Origin of the sequence: Psychrobacter sp. DAB_AL62B (assembly GCF_028895345.1) — a bacterium.
GTDB lineage: Bacteria > Pseudomonadota > Gammaproteobacteria > Pseudomonadales > Moraxellaceae > Psychrobacter.
In genome coordinates this window covers 22,744-39,921 of sequence record NZ_SAXC01000015.1, presented here as the reverse complement: position 1 = coordinate 39,921, position 17,178 = coordinate 22,744, and the positions used below count along the sequence as shown (strand labels likewise).

The window sequence follows — 17,178 nt, the reverse complement described above, 5'->3', positions numbered from 1 at the left end:
AGGCTTGGTTATATCACTACAACCACGAGCGCCCGAATATGGGCAATGGCGGTTTTACGCCAATGCAGAAACTAAACCACGCCGCTTAATTCTATTTGATAAGTGTCTTATGGTTGGGATGATTACCCATACATCTTCTTCAAGCGAGCATTTTCAATTTCAAGCTCTTTGAGACGAGTGATAAGCGTGGCATCCATGCCACCATATTTAGAACGCCAGTTGTAAATATGGTGCTTTGGCCGACATTATGCTCACGGCATAAATCAGCGATAGGTACGCCTTGTTCTGCTTGTTTGAGGATATTAACGATTTGATTATCAGTAAAGCGTGTCTTTTTCATAGGATTCTCCTGCTGATATATTTTAGCAGTTAATCTCTATTCCTAAGTGTTCTTATTTATTGGGGGGATTACCCAGAAATCAAAGATTATCAAATGTTTTGCTATCGTACTCATATTGGTATTCTTGACAACCTTGCTGCCAAAATGTGAAACAAGTAGTAACTATTTTTTAAAAATTCATAAAGAAAAAGTTGAAGATATTGTTGGATATGAAGAAGATAGAGCATTGTATATAGAAGGGGATAAATACTATCTTATTACTCATACTGTCTATCAAGAGTATTATTCTATAATCGAAAGTGCTCCTCGAGATTTGCTGAGTTATGAATATTATATGTTGAATGCTAGTACCAACGAGAAGATGTATCCTCATAAAAATATGTATGTGCTGACTAAAGAAGGGTTAAAAAAGACAGGTAAAATTCCAGAATTTAATTTAGCAACTAACGCTGTTGAGTATAATAATACTATCTATTATCTGCTTGAAATGCCTGTAGAGAATTTATTAACAGATTGTATAGTTTATAACATAGATAATGATGTTGCCGAAAAAGGATCATCAGGTATTAATACTACTTATACTTATTTAGCACGTTTTGACAAACTCAACAACCGATTCATTATTGATTCATCAGCCGCTTATTTATTAAGTGATTATAATGAAAACTATCAAACCATTCTTAAAGAACAGTCAAATAGTTTAAGGTCCAAGCGTAGAGATTATAGGCACTACATCATAGATCATACGAAAAATTTTAATTGTGGTATTTAGCCCGTAGATACCATGAGAAAAAGCCAACAACCTAGCTCTTATCGCAACCGGCGCAGGTACTTACAGTGATATCAACGGCAGTAACCTAAACGTCAACAATAACGCCCTATTCCAAGCTGACAACGACTTTAACGTCAGTGGCGTGGCACAAAACAGTAATACTCGTAGTACCAATTCTAGCTCAAGTACGGCTATTGGGGGTTATGCTTCAACAGGTAGCGGTGTCGGCATTACTGCAAGTAGCAGCAAAGGCAAAGGCTATGCCAATAGCGACTCAGTGACTTATGCCAACAGCAACATCAACGTTGATAATACCACCAGCTATGACGGTGATGCCTTCTCTGCAGGTGTTAGTATTGGTAACATCACGGATAAACCACAAGCCAATATGAATGGTTTGGGCTATGGCACCGATAGCGACAGCGATAGCAGTATCACCAAAGGCGGGGTGAGTGGCTTCAATGATCCACAAGGCATGCTTGCTACTGACAACCGTGAAGCGCTTGGCGGCAAGCTTGAGAGTGTGTTTGATGCTCAAAAGGTCAATGAAGAACTTGGAGCACAAGTTGAAATTACTCAGGCTCTTGATAATAGTCGTAAAGAGCTAAAAAAAGAGTTATATGCAGATGTTGCCAAAAAACGAGAGCAAGCTACTGATATTAGAAGGGGAAACAATGGTAGAGATACTAGTGAATCTCTGCGTTTGGAAACGGAAGCCGCAAACCTAAATGAAAAAGTTCGCTGGATTGATGCAGGTCTAGGTGCTCTATGGGGTGTTGGCGACACGGGTCTATTTACAGGTATGTTTGCTACAACACAAGCAGATAGAGTAAAAATGTCAGCTACCGCTCCCAAAGAAATGTGGTATCAGACTTGTAGTGCTTCTACAGGGGGTCAGTGTGAGAGTCGGCAGATTTGGTCATTAAATGATCTGACTCAAGATGAGTTGAATCTTATAAAGAAAGCTGACAATACGCTAACACTTTCTAATCCCGGTATCTTCAACGATAAAGAAGCCTCACTAGCCAATGCCGCTAAACAGAACACCACTGATACCAATAAAGTAGGCGCTCTAGTCGTCATGAATCAGCCAACAGGTAAGTATGATGGCTGGTGGATACTATCCTCATTAACCTCAGAGTTAATGTATGCTGGATATGACAAGTTCAATGATACTTTAGGTGGCAAACTGCCTCTAACCAATTCAGAAAAGCTCAATCAAGATATCTACCTTGAAGCCCTAGAAAAAGGTTTACAGATAGATACCAGTAATCATAGTCGAGGTGGATTGACCGGTAGCGTTGCGCTAAAAGACTTAAATAACAATCAAGGTGTTACACAAGTTCCCATTCGCCAGTCGCGCTTTTACGGTACCGCCACTAACGTACAGGACTACGCTGATCAGCTTGCCAAAAATGGATATACTTATGTGGGTATAGACAAAGACGGTAATGAAGTCGTTTATCAAAGTGGCGCTTATTCTGCGGTACATAAAGCGGACTTTGTTGGTCGCCCACCTATCATCTTAGGCGGCAATCCTGCGACAGGGGGCGAGTGTTGGGGCTGTTATTCGCATAGTAGTTATTTTGCGGAGATACCGTCTGAATTTCTTATGAATAGTCAAGGTCAGTATATTAATAATGCAGGTAGGGTTGTTACTGAAAGGCAGAAAGTAAGTAATCCACTTTATACAGATTTTACAGATAAATGGGGTATACCAATAGAGAATATCAACCCATCAATTCCCGTTTTAGTTAAACCTAAACAAACTCAATCAGAAGGAATTTATGATGAAGATGCTTTTTAATATTATGACAGTAGTTTTCTGCTTAAGCCTGTCGGCCTGTAATTACGGTATTTTTGATTGGAATAAACAGAATATAGATAAAACTAGGGCTTATAAACTGACAGAAAAATGCCGCGTAGAGCAGGAGAATATTGCAAGAAATAAACTAGGTGCCAAATATAATGATGAGGTTGATATTGATATCTACATATTAAACATGTGTATTAAAAATCGTAATTATAAGTTTGAATCCGATCCTAAATATAGGTAGGAATAAGGAGTTTGAATACAATGAAGAGCCTTATGACTATTAGTGCTTTATACTTATTTCTTACAGGCTATCAATCTTGTCGCTTTCTTGACTGGAACTGTGGTGAGCCAAATCCTAAATGATCTAATTCAGTTGATGAATGTCAATTAACCCAAAGGCAAAAAGCTAAACAAATTTTATAAGGAAAATTCGTAATGAAAATAGTTAAGATCACACTCATCTTTTTAATGTTAAATATGAGTGGCTGTGTTTTAAATGATTATTACCAACAAGACTGTGCAATCAGTGGAGACTACTACGAGCAACTACCATCGGATGAACAAAAGCGTTTAAATAAGAAGTGTGGCGGCGCACCGCAATGGAAACTGATGAAATCAGATAAATAATGAAGGTGTATAGATCTTTAACCCCTGCTAGATACAACCAGCCTTCATGTGTCCAGATATAAGTAATATCGCTGACCCAAGACTCATTAGGACGCTTAGCATCAAACTGCTGATTTAGTATGTTCGGATAGACTCGTTTGTTGTGATTGGAGTCAGTGGTGACTTTAAAGCGCTTGTGACGACGGCATTTGATATCAAGTTCTTCTTTGATGCTTCTCACCATGTATAGGCTAATGTCATGGCCTTGCTCTGTTAGCTTTGCATGCAAACGCTCATAACCATAACGTTCTTTACTTTCACTGTGAGCGGCTTTAACTAGCAGCTCGCAATGGTTGCGATGTATCTGCTGCTCGCTGATATCGCGTCTACTCCAGTCGTAATAACTTGATGGTTTGACGCTTAACACACGGCACATAGTGGTGATGTTAAATATCTGCTGATTGTCTTTAATAAAGGCGTACCTGACTAGCTGTGCTTGGCGAAGTACGCCGTCGCCTTTTTTAATATCTCTCGTTCCTCCTCGGCAACTTTAAGCTGTCGTTTGAGGCGCTTGTTTTCTTCTATCACGGCCATAAGCTGTGGATCGTACTGCTCAGTTCCTTCAAACCCCGATATTAACAACATCACCTGAGAAAAGTGATTTCATACCTAAGTCTTCTACACTATATAAACAATAGTATTTAGGGTTTTTTCGAATCATCAGAGTAAAATAAATCTATGGTAATGGAGAGGTTAATGATATTTCGGACACCATAATATTGGGTTGTTTACCACCCAACAAGTTATAGTTTAGATTAATATTTGGTCTACTTTAGCATTGAATAATTCTTCGCTATCGATATTAACTTCAAAAACATCCCTTAATAAAAATAAACAGCAAATAAAAATTCTTTAAAATTATAATCTTCCAAGTTAATGTCTACGGATTTGACAGCATGGGTCAATATTCGCTTAAGTTATTGGTCTCTATGACTGTGTGAAGTACGGTTTCACTTATCCATTTATTGGAAATACTTTTATCTTCAGACATGGGGTAAAGTCCATCTTACTATAGCGGTCAACCCATGGCGGTTCAAGCTTTAGAGAAGTTCGCCTTTACCATGGATTCATATTAGACCAAGCATAAACATAACCTAAAACCTCTAAGCTATTTATTTTTGATCTTGAGATTTTTTCATCTGGATATTCTGTGTTCTTACATTGTAGTAGTAGGCTGCCATCAGACTGACTAAACAATGCTCTTACCCCGTAAAAACTATCCCTTCTTATTAAATAAAAGTTGCCATTTTTTATGTTGCGTTTAGTTAAATCTATTGAACACTGGGCACCAATAGTAATTATTGGCTCCATACTATGGTCTTCTTGATTGTAGAATAGGGTCTTACTTAAGTTGGTATTAGTCCGTTCAGCAATTTCAGACTGTGACCTTAATGATTGTTCTACATATTTAAAATTTTCTATAAATTTAATTAAAGTAGAGTATGCCTCTATCTGTTCTAAAGTCAGCTTGTTTTGAATAAAGTCATCAGCTCTTTCTTCCCATTCCAGCAATTCTTCATGCTCTTCGATCTGACGCAATTGTTCAGTAGAAGGCTCATACTGTTTTTCAATTTCTTCATACTCACTAAATATCTTATTCTCAAACTCTTCTTGTAAAAATCTAATGCTATAGGGAAGACTAGGGTCTAAACTGAGCTCTGTAATGTAATGATCTCTCCTACTTTCTTCATAAGCGTTAATAGAGTCCATGGCATCATCAATATCTGCATATGAACTATAAGGATATTCACCATTTAATAACCAATATTCTGATTCACCTAGAACTTGTGAAAGGCGGAGTAGATATTCGCCACTTGGTTTGGCTTTACCAGCTAACCATTTCGATATGCTTCCTTTAGAAACTCCCGTAGTTTTAACAATATCTACTTGTTTAAGTCCTTTTGCCTTCATGCACTTTTTAATTCTATTAGCCATCTGTTTTAGACCTTCACTCACAAATTTCCCCTTAATCCATAAAAAGTTTCTTTTATTTATTTTATCACGAGAAACCTTTAAAAGAAATAGCATAAAATAGTGATTCCTTATGCCATAACTCCTTGTGGCCTGTTATTTATGAAGGTTACATTACTTAACAAGAATAGTTTGGGTTTCGATTGATTTCAAAAGTTTCGATAGTAAACTATACTTACTAGTATTTAGAAGTAATAATCTATATTGACAAGGAAAGAAGTTATGTATCGCAAAAAAACTTGGTCAGAATATACAGATGATGAAAAAGAGGTGTTAAGGCAAAAAGTTATTGAAGCTGATGAAAATACGCCGTTCCCTCCACAGTTTGCAGCAGCATACATTGGTAAGTCATTGCATACCCTGCAGCATATGCGTTGTCATCAATCAGATGGTATTACTTATAGCAAAGTAGGTAGGCATGTCTTATATCGTAAAAGGCATCTTGACGAATATCTCGATAATTGTGAAAAATCATGTACAAGCAGTAGTTAGGCGTATATGCCATTTATGACAATATATATTAGGAGTTTGAAGATAGATTTTTTGAGCAAATTCTTGATAACTTTGAAGAGTTTATATTTAAAATCTTTAGATCAGGCTGGGTAAAAAAATGAGTAATCTACTGATAAAAGAACCACCATTACAAGTATTGCCCTCACTTGCCAATAAGATAGGGCTTAAGGAAGCGATTGTTTTGCAACAGGTACATTACTGGCTTCCCCACGCCAAGACAAAACATGATGGGAAAATGTGGATTTATAAAACATTTGAGCGGTGGCATGAGCAAGATTTTAAGTTTTGGAGTGAAAGAACGATTCAGCGCATATTTAAGAATTTAACTGACATGGGTCTGTTATTGGTAGAAAAACTGGCAATCAACAAGCAAAACCGAGTTAATTTCTATACGATTGATTATGAAAGATTAAATGAAATTAGCGCAGATTTGGGTAAAAAACTACTTGAAAGTACTGAAAACAAACATAACGACAAATTGTCTAAATGCAATAAGACAGATTGTCATGATGAATTACGACAGATTGACGATATGGATAACGTCAACTTAGCACCATCTATCATGACGACAGACTGTCATGATGTTAAAGAGAATAAACAAGAGACTAATAAAGAAAATACAGAAGAAAGCGTTGTCGCCTCTTTCGATGATTTTGATAGTCAATATGAAATATACAAAACGCATTTACAGGCGGCAGGTGTATTACCCCTATCTGGATTCATCAATGAGCAAGAATTAAGATTAGAACTTTATGGTTTCCATTCATACTGGTTTGAAAAAAATCTTAGTGAGTCGGTACGCATTGCTAAGCTAGTCAACCTATTTCAGAAAATGGATAAAAAGCGAATCAACAAATTTAAAACCAACCTTGATGAGCATACTCCATTACACCCTAGTCATATACCTGTTGAAGCAATCTCAACAGCCAAAAAACAGCATGACCCTAAAAGTATAGCTGCCATGATTGCTGCCGCTGAAACAAAAATTGAGAGGAAATAATGAATCATTTATATAACACAGGTCTTGAGCAATCTGTAATTTCTACGCTTATCTCAACAGATAATGCCTACGAGAAGGTTGTAGGAAAAGTAAAAGCTGATGACTTTTATGCAGGTGCGCATCAACTAATATATGAGTCTATCGAGTCACTAGCTACATCTGGGCAGCCATACGACAGAGTAATGATTATCGATAAATTATTAGCCGATAAGAGAGATAAGGCTATTATCGAATATATATCGAATGAGCTGCAAACAATTGCACCATCGATTTTTAATATTGAAAGCTACATAGAACGCTTAATTGATTTATCGCAACGTAGAAAAATCAGTGAATGTTATGAAAGAGCAAAACTTAAAATTTCTAATTTTGATTTAGCGCCTATCGATTCTTGGAGCTTAACGGCTGAAGATGTTAATGCAGTAATGCAGGGTACAGTCAGCGAGGTCTACTCAAACATTAGTCAACTTATAGAAAACTTTGTAGAAGATTTAAAACACAATGCCACTGCAGGGGTTTCACCAAACATTAAAACAGGGTTGGTCGAGCTCGATAATAAAACAATGGTCATGAATGGTGAGATGGTGGTTATTGCAGCTCGTCCTTCAATGGGTAAAACAACATTGGGGCAGACCATCGCTATAAATATTTCTCAAAATGAAGACGGTGTTGTTGTGTTCTTTAGCCTTGAGATGCCAAAAGCTAGTATTGTTAAGCGTTTAGTAAGCAGTATGGCTAACATACATATGAGCAAAGTGTTTAGCGGACAAAATCTAGATACACAGGATTGGGAAGGTATCATGAGTAACAAAAAGCGCATCGAGGCATTACCGATGATTATTGATGACCGTAGTGGCATCACTACAGGACAGATGCGAGCCACATTAAACCGCATACGCCAAAAACACGGCAGAATATCGGCAATCATAGTAGATTACATTCAGTTGATCCGGGCTACTAATCTAAAAGACAATCGAGAAGGGCAGATTAGAGACATATCGTCAGCTTTAAAAGGATTCGCTAAAGAGTTTGATTGTCCAATGCTTGCGCTATCGCAGCTTAATCGTAGTTTAGAAAATCGAGATAACAAACGTCCGATTATGAGCGATTTACGAGATTCAGGCTCTATTGAGCAAGATGCTGATCATATCATCTTTATCTATCGTGACGAGGTTTATAACGAAAGGTCAGTTCAAAAAGGCATTGCTGAGTTGATTATTGGCAAACAGCGTAACGGCTCGATTGGTACTGTTAAAGTTAAGTTTGAAGGAGAATACAGTCGTTTCGCTGATCTCGCTTAAAGCTAGTGTTAAGATAATCCACAAAATTAACTTCATACAAAGCCCTGCATACTATCTTAGCATGCAGGGTATTTTAAATTTATCAAACCCCAATATTCAAACCCCGAGTTTCACAAAGCCACCTGACAAATCTTATGATTAGCCATTTATAATGAAAGCTTTGTATGAAAAGGCTTAGATGAACTAGTGATATAGTGTTTTCACATTTTGGTAGGAAATCAGTATATCTATAAATGCTATTTATAGACCCGCAATATTATAGGTAATCACATCTAACAATTTTAAATTATGAATGTGAGTTAATTCTGCAAACGCTCATTACTTCAAAACCACCTTGCCAGCCGCACCATCCATTCGATAGTGTTTAATGTCCCCGGCGATAACCAGATTAATGGCTTTTTCAATCTCATCAAGGGGAATATTGAACCACTCTGTCGCCTTGTAGAGGTTATCATTTGCTGCTTTTGAAGACACTTTAACTCTTTGATCGTAGAAGAAAGCGTGTAGTACACCTTCTACACTGCGGGCATTAGCATCATATACCTGCCACTCAGCGATAATATCTACAGGCTGTTGCAAGAATGCGGTATCCCTAATTGAGTGCTTAGTGCGAGCCTCTCCTGTAAGGGTCGAAAAACCAACTTTATGCAAATTTCTATAGTGCGCTAAGTTGCTTGGCGTATCAGTCAGCTTGGCGACATAAATGACACCAGTAAGTTGCCGATCATCTCCGAAGTTTTTTGCTAATTCATCGTCCATCCAGTCAGGATCGGTAATTAACAGCTGATAGCTGTTTTCATATTTATATTGAGCAGTAGCTAAAGAGCGAATGAGCATATTAGATTCAGTACCATTAGCAAACACCAGACGAAGTCGCTGCTGGTTACGCTCATTCTTCCGATTCTCTGCTTGGTATATATCCGCTACATAACACAAAATCCCGTTTAAAACGAAGACGCTGCCAATGTTGATATCTTTTACTGATGAAAAGTTGGTTTTAGTAAAAGCTCCCGTTTGAATGGCTTGAGATATACGCTCAAAGGTTGCCTCAAACTTATAAAAGTCCTTACATTCAAAGCGAGTTGCTATTTCTTCATCATCGTACTGGTCATAAGTATTGCGAGAATTGAGCTGACTATCACTGACTAAGATTTCAGAATGGATATTGTCAAAAATCCCTAGGTCATCACTGTTGAAAATATCATCTAGACTGTTAATAATAGGTGGCTCGCTAACAGCCACGGTTACCGGCTCAGCTTCTTTAGTGCTAGCGCTGACTGCCTTTTCAGAACCATCATCCTTATTACTCATACTTTTGTCTGAGAGAGTCGGTTTGTCGTCAGATAGGGTAGAAGTAGTACTTTGCGTAGCCAATAAGCCATGCTTATCTAAAGCTAGCAGTTCCTGCGAGTTTGCGTGGTTGGTTTGTATGGTAGCTAAGAGGCGAGCATTTATCTTTTCATTAATATCGTTAGCACTGCTACTAGGCACGCGCCCATGTTGATCGATAAAAATGTTGATACTGTCAAACTGCTGCGCTAAAACGCTATTATTATCTGCGCTTTTGGTGACAGGCTTTATGTCGTCTAGTAGACCAGTACTGTCATTTAAAAAGATATCTTCTAGTGTCTTGTATTCACGACTTTGATAGATCTCATCGAGTTTAATCATGACTATTGGCTTCTCGCTTAGCTTTTTGGTTTCTGACATAGGAGATAACTTCAGTCATACGCCGCTCAATAGCATCTTCTGAGTTTCTATTAGGCTGACGACCTTTATTCTTGATAAAAGCCACTATCTTTGGCCACATCAGGACGGCTTCTGCCTCAGTTACGGTAGAACGGCTGGCATGCACGACGTCATTAATCGTTTGTAGTACTTCTTTATCGACGGTTCTAGAGAGAACTTCATAGGCATCATGAAAGGGGTTAACTGATTTGACAAGATCGATGGGAAGGTTGTTTACATTGACAAACTTACTGCCAACCTTCACAAAGCCGTTGCTAGGATTTGAGTCATTGCTGCTGCTTGATTTGGTTTTAGGGTTATATATTTTTGCGTCAGCTGGCAGGTGGCGCTCTTTAATAATGTCGTTTTCATTGAGCTGACTTTTTCGTTCAGCATTTAGAGTAGCGATATCTACATACTCAGTGCCTTGCTTAATGAAACAGCGCTCATTTTCGATGATCGCATCTTCAGGAATATCCTTACCTTCAACCACGCCGCCTTGGCGATTGATGGCCATATATTGCATGACGCCTTCTTGTACTTGCCGTACTTCATTGGCATCTAGCGTTGGGTATTTACTACGAATAATACTTGGGATGACGGTGTCCGATACAGCTTCGGTCTCGACGTTATCGGTTTCGGCGGCGATATACTTTTTGATGCTATCTGCGTTCTGGCATAGCTGAGCTAATATCTCTTCACGATCTTGGTTAAGTATATTCATCACTCGATCAGAGGGAGGATTGACGGTGTCATCAATAATAATGGTACCTGCCGGCAAGTCGAGCGTTCCTAATATGTCTATCTCACTACGACGTTTAAAGTTGATATTAGGTTTAAGTACTTGCTCCATCAGCAGCGATAGCGTAATGGCTTTTAATAAATCATTAACAGAGCTTGTCACTTCAGACTTGTCCGCTTCTGGTTCAGCGATTAAGTTGGTAAATTGGGCATGGTGTTTGCCCGCGCTATCTCTTGTTGAGCGCCCAATAATCTGTACTACCTCGGTTAGAGAGCCGCGATAGCCAATGGTTAATACATGCTCACAATACTCCCAGTCAAAGCCTTCTTTTGCCATCCCAAGGGCGATGATGATATCCATCTGATCGCGAGAGGTAATATCCGCTAAGTAAGCTTGCGTATTCACTCGTATGGCGTCATCAGTCACTAAGTCGGCGAGTAGTAAAAGTCTACCATCGTGTGACCGTATGGTGATGACACCAGTATTGTCATCACGAGATTCAATTTCACCGATAATATCAATAATGCGTCCAACGGTTTCATACTTGTCTGTCTCAGCGGTTAAGCTATTGACGTTAGGGATGTGGATGATGGTCTTTTTGCTAGTATCTAAACACTCATCTAAGGCATCAAAAAATGACTTTTTATAAAAGTGATAACCGAGTCCTAATGATTTTAGGTGCTCATAACCATTCAGCTGTTCATAATAAGTGTAAGTGACCTTATCGAACTTTTCTTCATCGCTATCTGACAAGATGGGTACTGAGTCGCCACGGAAATAGGAGCCGGTCATTGCCACGATATGCGCGCTAGTCTGCGTCATAATGCCATCTAGTATGGCACCCAAGCGGTTTGAGTCATCTGCAGAGACGTGATGGAATTCATCAATACCGATAAGTATATCGTTAAATAACGCTATGCTACCGCCGTCCTCAATCACTTTGTCAAAGCCATATCGAAAGCTATGATGGGTGCAGACTAATACTTGTGGTAAGGAGTCATCACTGCTATCTGTGGTCAAAAACTCTGAGAATATAGTGCTTTTGCGAGTATCACTCAAGGCGAGATTTAGACATAGGTTATAGCGGTCTGCTACTTCCCAATCGGCAAAAAAACCATAATCACTAAGCGCTGTTGACTTAAAGGATTTGCCAATGCTCATTTCTGGAACAGCAATGATGACTTTCTTAACACCTTGATTGATAAGTTTGTCTAAGGCCAAAAACATCATGGCGCGTGACTTACCAGAGGCAGGTGGCGACTTAATGAGTAAGTATTGGCTATGACGCTTCTCGAATGCACGTGCCTGCATTTCCCGCATGCCCATCGAATTATGTGTCTTGCTTTGACCAGTACGGGCGTAAGTTTGATTTAGGATATTAACGGTGGCAGTCATAGTAGATTCATTATAGGTAGAGATGATCGTAAATCTGTAGCGTAGTAAAAATACAGCTCATTTATCATAATAATGTTGTGAAATTAGTAAACACAAGTCAATGTATTATTATTACGATCAAACCTAGCTTTTGAATCATACATACCGTCATCCATATAGTCTGATGCCTGACGTGTTTTGAAATGTTTCCAAACACTTTGCATGTCTGCGTTTTTAGCAAACTTCAGAACGTATTCACCACCTTCTGACTCAGGTCTAAATTTATAATGATACTCTGCTAGAGGCTGTTCGCGATATTTGACCCCATTTGCAAATTTAATATGATATTCAGTGTATTCCATATTAGTATGGATGCTCACATCTTTCATCAGTGGGCTATAACCAGGAGCCCATTGAGACCGTGGAGCTATAGAAAACTCATAAATTTCATCATTTTTATTTGGTTTTGTAAGCGTCTTCATTTTCATTGTTCTGCTAATGAATTTATTATGATTTTCATTGATAGAACTGTAAATGGGTCCGTCTCCGATACAGCCATCCTCCATCCAGGCAAACATTATGAACATATCACCTTCAGGAAGGTCTTGACCATTCTTACCTTTTAGCGATATAAGCTCGCTTTGCGAAGCAGCTGATGCTTGACCCATAGAAAATACAAGTAGGGCAGCTATGGCTGCGCTTGGTAAGATTTTGGAAATCATAATAGAACGCTCTTTATAAGGTGTTTAATGTTGTTTTGGTATGGATGCTGATGCCAAATAAGCTACTTAGCTTTCTTTTTACCTTTGCTCTGTTTTTCAGCTTCGATAAGCTGCTCATAACGTGCCAGCAAATGCGCCAAGCGCTCTTCGGTATTGGCAAATCCTTGCGGACGGTATAGCTTATCTACCGCGTCATCGAGAGTGCTATGCGCTTGTTTTAAGTCCTCAGGCATCTTATCTGGATCGTATAGCTCTGCTAAAGTCATGCCAGCATTACTAGCTCGAGCGAGTAGGATTTCTTCTGCGAGGCTTTCAATGTTTTTCTTCTGCTCGTCAGTGGCATGAGGAAAGGGAAAGGTATTGTATACAATAGTACCTGAATATCTGTAATCGCTCTTTAGACGACCAGCAACTAACCGCATCCAGTCATTATGAATAATCGAAGTCAGTATAGCAAAGTCATATAATGTACCGTTTGGAATGATCTGGTTAGCGTCGCTTGAGATAATGTCATGGTCTAAAAAACCTATCGGCACATAACGTCGTCTTTCTGATGAAACTCTCGGAATTAGAATGTAATTACCTGATGTTGGTTGGCTTATGTACCAAAATAAATGAGGTGTCTCAGCCATTTCTCGAGTATCTTTATTGCTACTCTTAAGACGATGTTCTCTCACTAAGTTACATGTTTTCATTAGAACTTCTGAATTTTCAATATCTTCATTGGTGGCATTAATAAGCCATAGACACCAACGATTCTTTCCATTTAGGAACTCCTGTGAGCCCAATATTTTTCTTATAAATTTACTTAGCTTAGGTTCTTTTATTAATATCTCATTTTTTTCCTCGTTGGTTAAAAGTAAAAAACCACCTTCATTTGGCATACTACCAAAAACCATAGTTGAGCCGCCATGAAGTGGTTTCGATTCTTTTTCTACAGCTATGTTCGAGCCTTCAACTAAATAAGGGCTAATATTACTTACTGCTTTAGAGAGCCATTTCTTATCAAAAAAACTAAAGATTGTTTTCTTATTGCAATTATCTTTATAGGATAACCCTAAAATCACAACATGAACTGCTGCGTTGTTTTTAGCATTATTCTTCCAAGGAAACGTTTGATAAGCAAATTCAATTTCAATACCTAAGTTGAACATAGCTGGGAACAACATAGCTACTTGCATTCCTTGAGCAATAGAATTGGTCGATACTAGCGCCATTTTAGATTTCGTTTCAGTAATATATTGAGCACCCTTCCAGAACCAGCAAGAGATATAATCCAGCTTTTTATAGGATTTAAAACCCTTAAACACCAGTCGCACATCATCAACCTGCTCATCGTTACGACTACCAGTGCCTCCGAACGGTGGATTACCAATAATATAGATCTCATCAGTGCTATTGTTCGGGCAGACTTCATTCCAATCTATACGTAAGCTATTACCATAAACAATATGACCACTTTCTTTAAGCGGTAGCATGGGCTGAGACACGCCAAACTCTTGTTCACAGAGCACATTCATTTGATGCTCAGCTAGCCAGAGTGACAAGCGTGCTATTTGACTGGCAAAGTCGTCGTACTCAATACCGTATAAATTATCTAAGCTGACCACACTATCAAAGCCTAAACCTAACAGGTTGTCTTTAGAGCCTAGTAAATCGCGTTGTGCCTTTAATACATCAATTTCTAGCTTACGTAACTCTTTATAAGCGATAATCAAAAAGTTGCCCGAACCGCAAGCTGGGTCAAATACTTTGATTTGGCTGATACGCTTAAGTAAGGCATCTAAGCGCTCGGCTTTATTGTTCTTATGGCGATTGTCATAACTTAGCGCTATGACCGTGTCTAGCTCTACACGTAGCTCATCTAAGAATAGCGGCTGTATGACCTTCATGATATTGCTAACACTGGTGTAATGCTGTCCTAAGCTGCCACGCTGCTCAGGGTCAATCACCGCTTGAAACATGGAGCCAAAAATATCTGGATTAATCTCGGCCCAGCTCAAACGGGCACACTCTAGCAAGATACGGCGGGTACGCGCATCGAACTCAGGAATGGCGAACTGATATTCAAATAAGCTGCCGTTCACATAGGGGAATGCAATTAGATGCGTGGGCTTGGCACTACGCTCTGCGCTAGACTCAGGTAAATCGAGAACTTCAAACAGCTCAAACAGTGTACTATCGACATCGCTACCATCTATATTGGTGGTTCTATCAATAACATTATAGAACTGGTTAGCATCGAAAATACCGGTGTCTTCAGCATAAAAGCAGAATAGTAATCGCGTTAAAAATATATTGAGAGCATGCAAATCATCAGCAGTATTAAACTCGTTGAGCTTACGGATATGGTCAAACAAGCGTCCCATCTTTTCAGAAGCTTGTACATCTGCAGGGTGCTCTGAGTACTCACGCGCACGCTCTAGGCCGGCAAGTGGTAAGAGGAAGTGATAGTTTTTATAAAGATCGGTAAAGTCGCAGTCAAGCGTCTCATCATACTTGGTGTCACTAATCAGTACGGTGTCGAAATCTGTCACCATTACCATGCGGATTTTGTGCTGGTTAATGATTGGGCTAGTTATCATCTCACTTAGTGCTTTAGCAAGGTCTTGGCCCGCAGCTATAGGCTTAAAGTAGATACGATGTTTATTGGCAACCTCGCCAGCTTCAGGATTGGCTGCGACATTATAACGGCCGTCATTCTTTCTGAGAGAAGTAATCGTAGATTTTGAGACATCTAGCAGCGTTAGGAAATCGTATATAAAGTCTTCTTTTTTATTCTTATCAATGACTTTAGTGGTTAATTTTTCTAAATCTTCAAAAAACTGGGTTTGGTTAAATGCCATGGTTGTCTCTGTAGATGATTTACTGGTGTGAACAAGTAAGCTAATGTGCAATTATAGCGCTATCTTATCGTATTTAAAGGCTTAAGTGTTCTGAATAAGAGGATGGATATAGTATTTTATTGCTTATGTAGTCGATACGCTACAAGCTTATTAACAAGGGTTAACGATGATAGTTGGTACTAAGTTTCAGGGTGATTCTACTCGTATTGCAAAGATTCAGCATGAGGCTTATGGGGAGGCGTTACGTATAATTATCGATTTTGCTACCAATAAGCATCGTAAAGCAGAGCAAGTCGTTGATGTTCGCACAGAACTGAGTGACTTGCGTGATGAGCTAGACAGTTTTGATCATAGAACCTTGCAGTGGCTGCATGACTGTATGGCAGCTGCGTTCCGTATGGAGTATTGTCTTAACGCAGATTTTCTCATTTACAAAATACCAGACCCTCATATACCCGAAGAGACTGTAGCACTTTGGCTTGAATTTCTTAGAAAAGAGCTTGAGAAGGTATTTGCTGAGTATTGGCAGCTTCCTAGATTAATTCTTACTGCGGCTCTCTATCCAAATCCTGATAAAAAAGGTATGGCGGCAGAAGACGAGATTTATGAGCTGACTCAATTTTTATATCCTGAAATGGAAATGAATCATACTGAGGGCGAGAAAGGTACAGTCAATCTGTATCAAAGCAAGACAATTGGTTGCGATTGTATAAAGCCCGAACAGAGCCAAACAAACTCTCAGTTCGATCATGAGCTATTGCTTGATGGTATGACTCTTGCCGGCGCATATTTCGAAAGTGGTGTTCATGACTTTGGTGATTACGCTGCAGCGATGATTAATGATTTGGGCACCGACATAAAGCCCTACTTGCTTTCATTTTGGGAGGGTATTCGTGCTTGGGAAGATTTTGACACTCAGGAAATGACCAGTGTAGAGAATAGTAAAAGAATGTATGAGAAACTACTATTAGAGCATGAGCATGGACTTAGCACACAAATGGTAGCTAACATTAGAAAAGAGCGCCAAAATTATGAGCGCGAGGAAGTGATGCATAACCAGTCTCTACACAAGGAGATACTGGAAACGTGGAGACAGGACAGCCCACAAATGACAGCACGACTGAAAAAGCAAAACCTACTGGACGATCTAGCGTTCGTGGTGCAGGAAAGAATGTGGCAAGCGATGGATGAGTACCAAGCTATCGGAATGCCACGGTCGGACGCGAAGGAACAAGCGTACAAGGATCATCTGATGCTAGAGCCTGAGAAGCTTTCATATTGATAAAATATATTATGTATGCTGTTGGGCTATTAAAAATGCTTCTAAATTGTGCGGAATAAGCGATAACAGCTTAATCACATAGTTATTAAAATGATTTAAATAGAT

Annotated in this window: 11 protein-coding genes and 3 pseudogenes; 7 read left to right on the top strand and 7 right to left on the bottom strand. The window is 39.0% G+C overall.

The genetic code is table 11. The features are described 5' to 3' along the window. Positions 1–128: 128 nt before the first annotated feature. Positions 129–340: pseudogene (locus EPB74_RS12925) on the bottom strand (transposase); the annotation flags it as partial. A gap of 124 nt (positions 341–464) precedes the next feature. On the opposite strand from EPB74_RS12925, the gene EPB74_RS12920 reads away from it, so the two are divergent. The 3 genes and pseudogenes from EPB74_RS12920 (at position 465) to EPB74_RS12910 (ending at position 3,169) form a co-directional block, all read left to right on the top strand. Then, complete coding sequence (locus EPB74_RS12920) at positions 465–1,112, top strand: hypothetical protein (protein ID WP_274904567.1); 648 nt, start codon at positions 465–467, stop codon at positions 1,110–1,112. 37 nt (positions 1,113–1,149) lie between these two features. Then, a pseudogene (locus tag EPB74_RS12915) lies at positions 1,150–2,919 on the top strand (hemagglutinin repeat-containing protein); the annotation flags it as partial. Then, positions 2,900–3,169, top strand: a complete 270-nt coding sequence (locus EPB74_RS12910) for a hypothetical protein (protein ID WP_274904565.1) — start codon at positions 2,900–2,902, stop codon at positions 3,167–3,169. The pseudogene EPB74_RS12915 and the gene EPB74_RS12910, both read left to right, overlap by 20 nt. A 390-nt stretch (positions 3,170–3,559) precedes the next feature. Here EPB74_RS12910 and EPB74_RS12905 read toward each other — a convergent pair. Continuing rightward, positions 3,560–4,158: pseudogene (locus EPB74_RS12905) on the bottom strand (IS3 family transposase); the annotation flags it as partial. A gap of 492 nt (positions 4,159–4,650) precedes the next feature. Beyond that, a complete protein-coding gene (locus tag EPB74_RS12900) occupies positions 4,651–5,622 on the bottom strand; it encodes an XRE family transcriptional regulator (RefSeq protein ID WP_274904563.1) in 972 nt (323 codons plus the stop codon). 165 nt (positions 5,623–5,787) lie between these two features. On the opposite strand from EPB74_RS12900, the gene EPB74_RS12895 reads away from it, so the two are divergent. From EPB74_RS12895 to dnaB, 3 genes are all read left to right on the top strand, one after another. Continuing rightward, complete coding sequence (locus EPB74_RS12895; protein ID WP_274904562.1) at positions 5,788–6,057, top strand: helix-turn-helix domain-containing protein; 270 nt, start codon at positions 5,788–5,790, stop codon at positions 6,055–6,057. Between the two features lie 118 nt (positions 6,058–6,175). Beyond that, positions 6,176–7,078, top strand: coding sequence for a hypothetical protein (locus EPB74_RS12890; RefSeq protein ID WP_274904560.1), 903 nt, complete (start codon positions 6,176–6,178; stop codon positions 7,076–7,078). Continuing rightward, positions 7,078–8,379, top strand: coding sequence for a replicative DNA helicase (dnaB, locus tag EPB74_RS12885; protein WP_274904559.1), 1,302 nt, complete (start codon positions 7,078–7,080; stop codon positions 8,377–8,379). The genes EPB74_RS12890 and dnaB overlap by 1 nt, the downstream gene beginning before the upstream one ends. A 318-nt stretch (positions 8,380–8,697) precedes the next feature. Here dnaB and EPB74_RS12880 read toward each other — a convergent pair whose 3' ends face one another. The 4 genes from EPB74_RS12880 to EPB74_RS12865 form a co-directional block, all read right to left on the bottom strand. Continuing rightward, a complete protein-coding gene (locus tag EPB74_RS12880; protein WP_274904557.1) occupies positions 8,698–10,089 on the bottom strand; it encodes a GIY-YIG nuclease family protein in 1,392 nt (463 codons plus the stop codon). Next, entirely contained in the window at positions 10,043–12,244 is a 2,202-nt protein-coding gene (locus EPB74_RS12875) for a DEAD/DEAH box helicase (RefSeq protein WP_274904556.1), read from the bottom strand. Before EPB74_RS12875 ends, EPB74_RS12880 begins: the two co-directional genes overlap by 47 nt. Before the next feature lie 83 nt (positions 12,245–12,327). Continuing rightward, positions 12,328–12,945, bottom strand: coding sequence for a hypothetical protein (locus tag EPB74_RS12870; protein WP_274904555.1), 618 nt, complete (start codon positions 12,943–12,945; stop codon positions 12,328–12,330). Between the two features lie 62 nt (positions 12,946–13,007). After that, complete coding sequence (locus EPB74_RS12865) at positions 13,008–15,791, bottom strand: DNA methyltransferase (RefSeq protein ID WP_274904554.1); 2,784 nt, start codon at positions 15,789–15,791, stop codon at positions 13,008–13,010. Between the two features lie 166 nt (positions 15,792–15,957). Here EPB74_RS12865 and EPB74_RS12860 point away from each other — a divergent pair, with 166 nt between their 5' ends. Beyond that, entirely contained in the window at positions 15,958–17,073 is a 1,116-nt protein-coding gene (locus EPB74_RS12860) for a hypothetical protein (RefSeq protein ID WP_274904553.1), read from the top strand. Positions 17,074–17,178 lie beyond the last annotated feature (105 nt).

Excerpts from the sequence above, each read along its gene's own strand:
- EPB74_RS12910 (WP_274904565.1), top strand. The coding sequence starts at position 2,900 with ATGATGAAGATGCTTTTTAATATTATGACAGTAGTTTTCTGCTTAAGC.
- EPB74_RS12900 (WP_274904563.1), bottom strand. The coding sequence starts at position 5,622 with ATGCTATTTCTTTTAAAGGTTTCTCGTGATAAAATAAATAAAAGAAAC.
- EPB74_RS12895 (WP_274904562.1), top strand. The coding sequence starts at position 5,788 with ATGTATCGCAAAAAAACTTGGTCAGAATATACAGATGATGAAAAAGAG.
- EPB74_RS12890 (WP_274904560.1), top strand. The coding sequence starts at position 6,176 with ATGAGTAATCTACTGATAAAAGAACCACCATTACAAGTATTGCCCTCA.
- dnaB (WP_274904559.1), top strand. The coding sequence starts at position 7,078 with ATGAATCATTTATATAACACAGGTCTTGAGCAATCTGTAATTTCTACG.
- EPB74_RS12880 (WP_274904557.1), bottom strand. The coding sequence starts at position 10,089 with ATGTCAGAAACCAAAAAGCTAAGCGAGAAGCCAATAGTCATGATTAAA.
- EPB74_RS12875 (WP_274904556.1), bottom strand. The coding sequence starts at position 12,244 with ATGACTGCCACCGTTAATATCCTAAATCAAACTTACGCCCGTACTGGT.
- EPB74_RS12870 (WP_274904555.1), bottom strand. The coding sequence starts at position 12,945 with ATGATTTCCAAAATCTTACCAAGCGCAGCCATAGCTGCCCTACTTGTA.
- EPB74_RS12865 (WP_274904554.1), bottom strand. The coding sequence starts at position 15,791 with ATGGCATTTAACCAAACCCAGTTTTTTGAAGATTTAGAAAAATTAACC.
- EPB74_RS12860 (WP_274904553.1), top strand. The coding sequence starts at position 15,958 with ATGATAGTTGGTACTAAGTTTCAGGGTGATTCTACTCGTATTGCAAAG.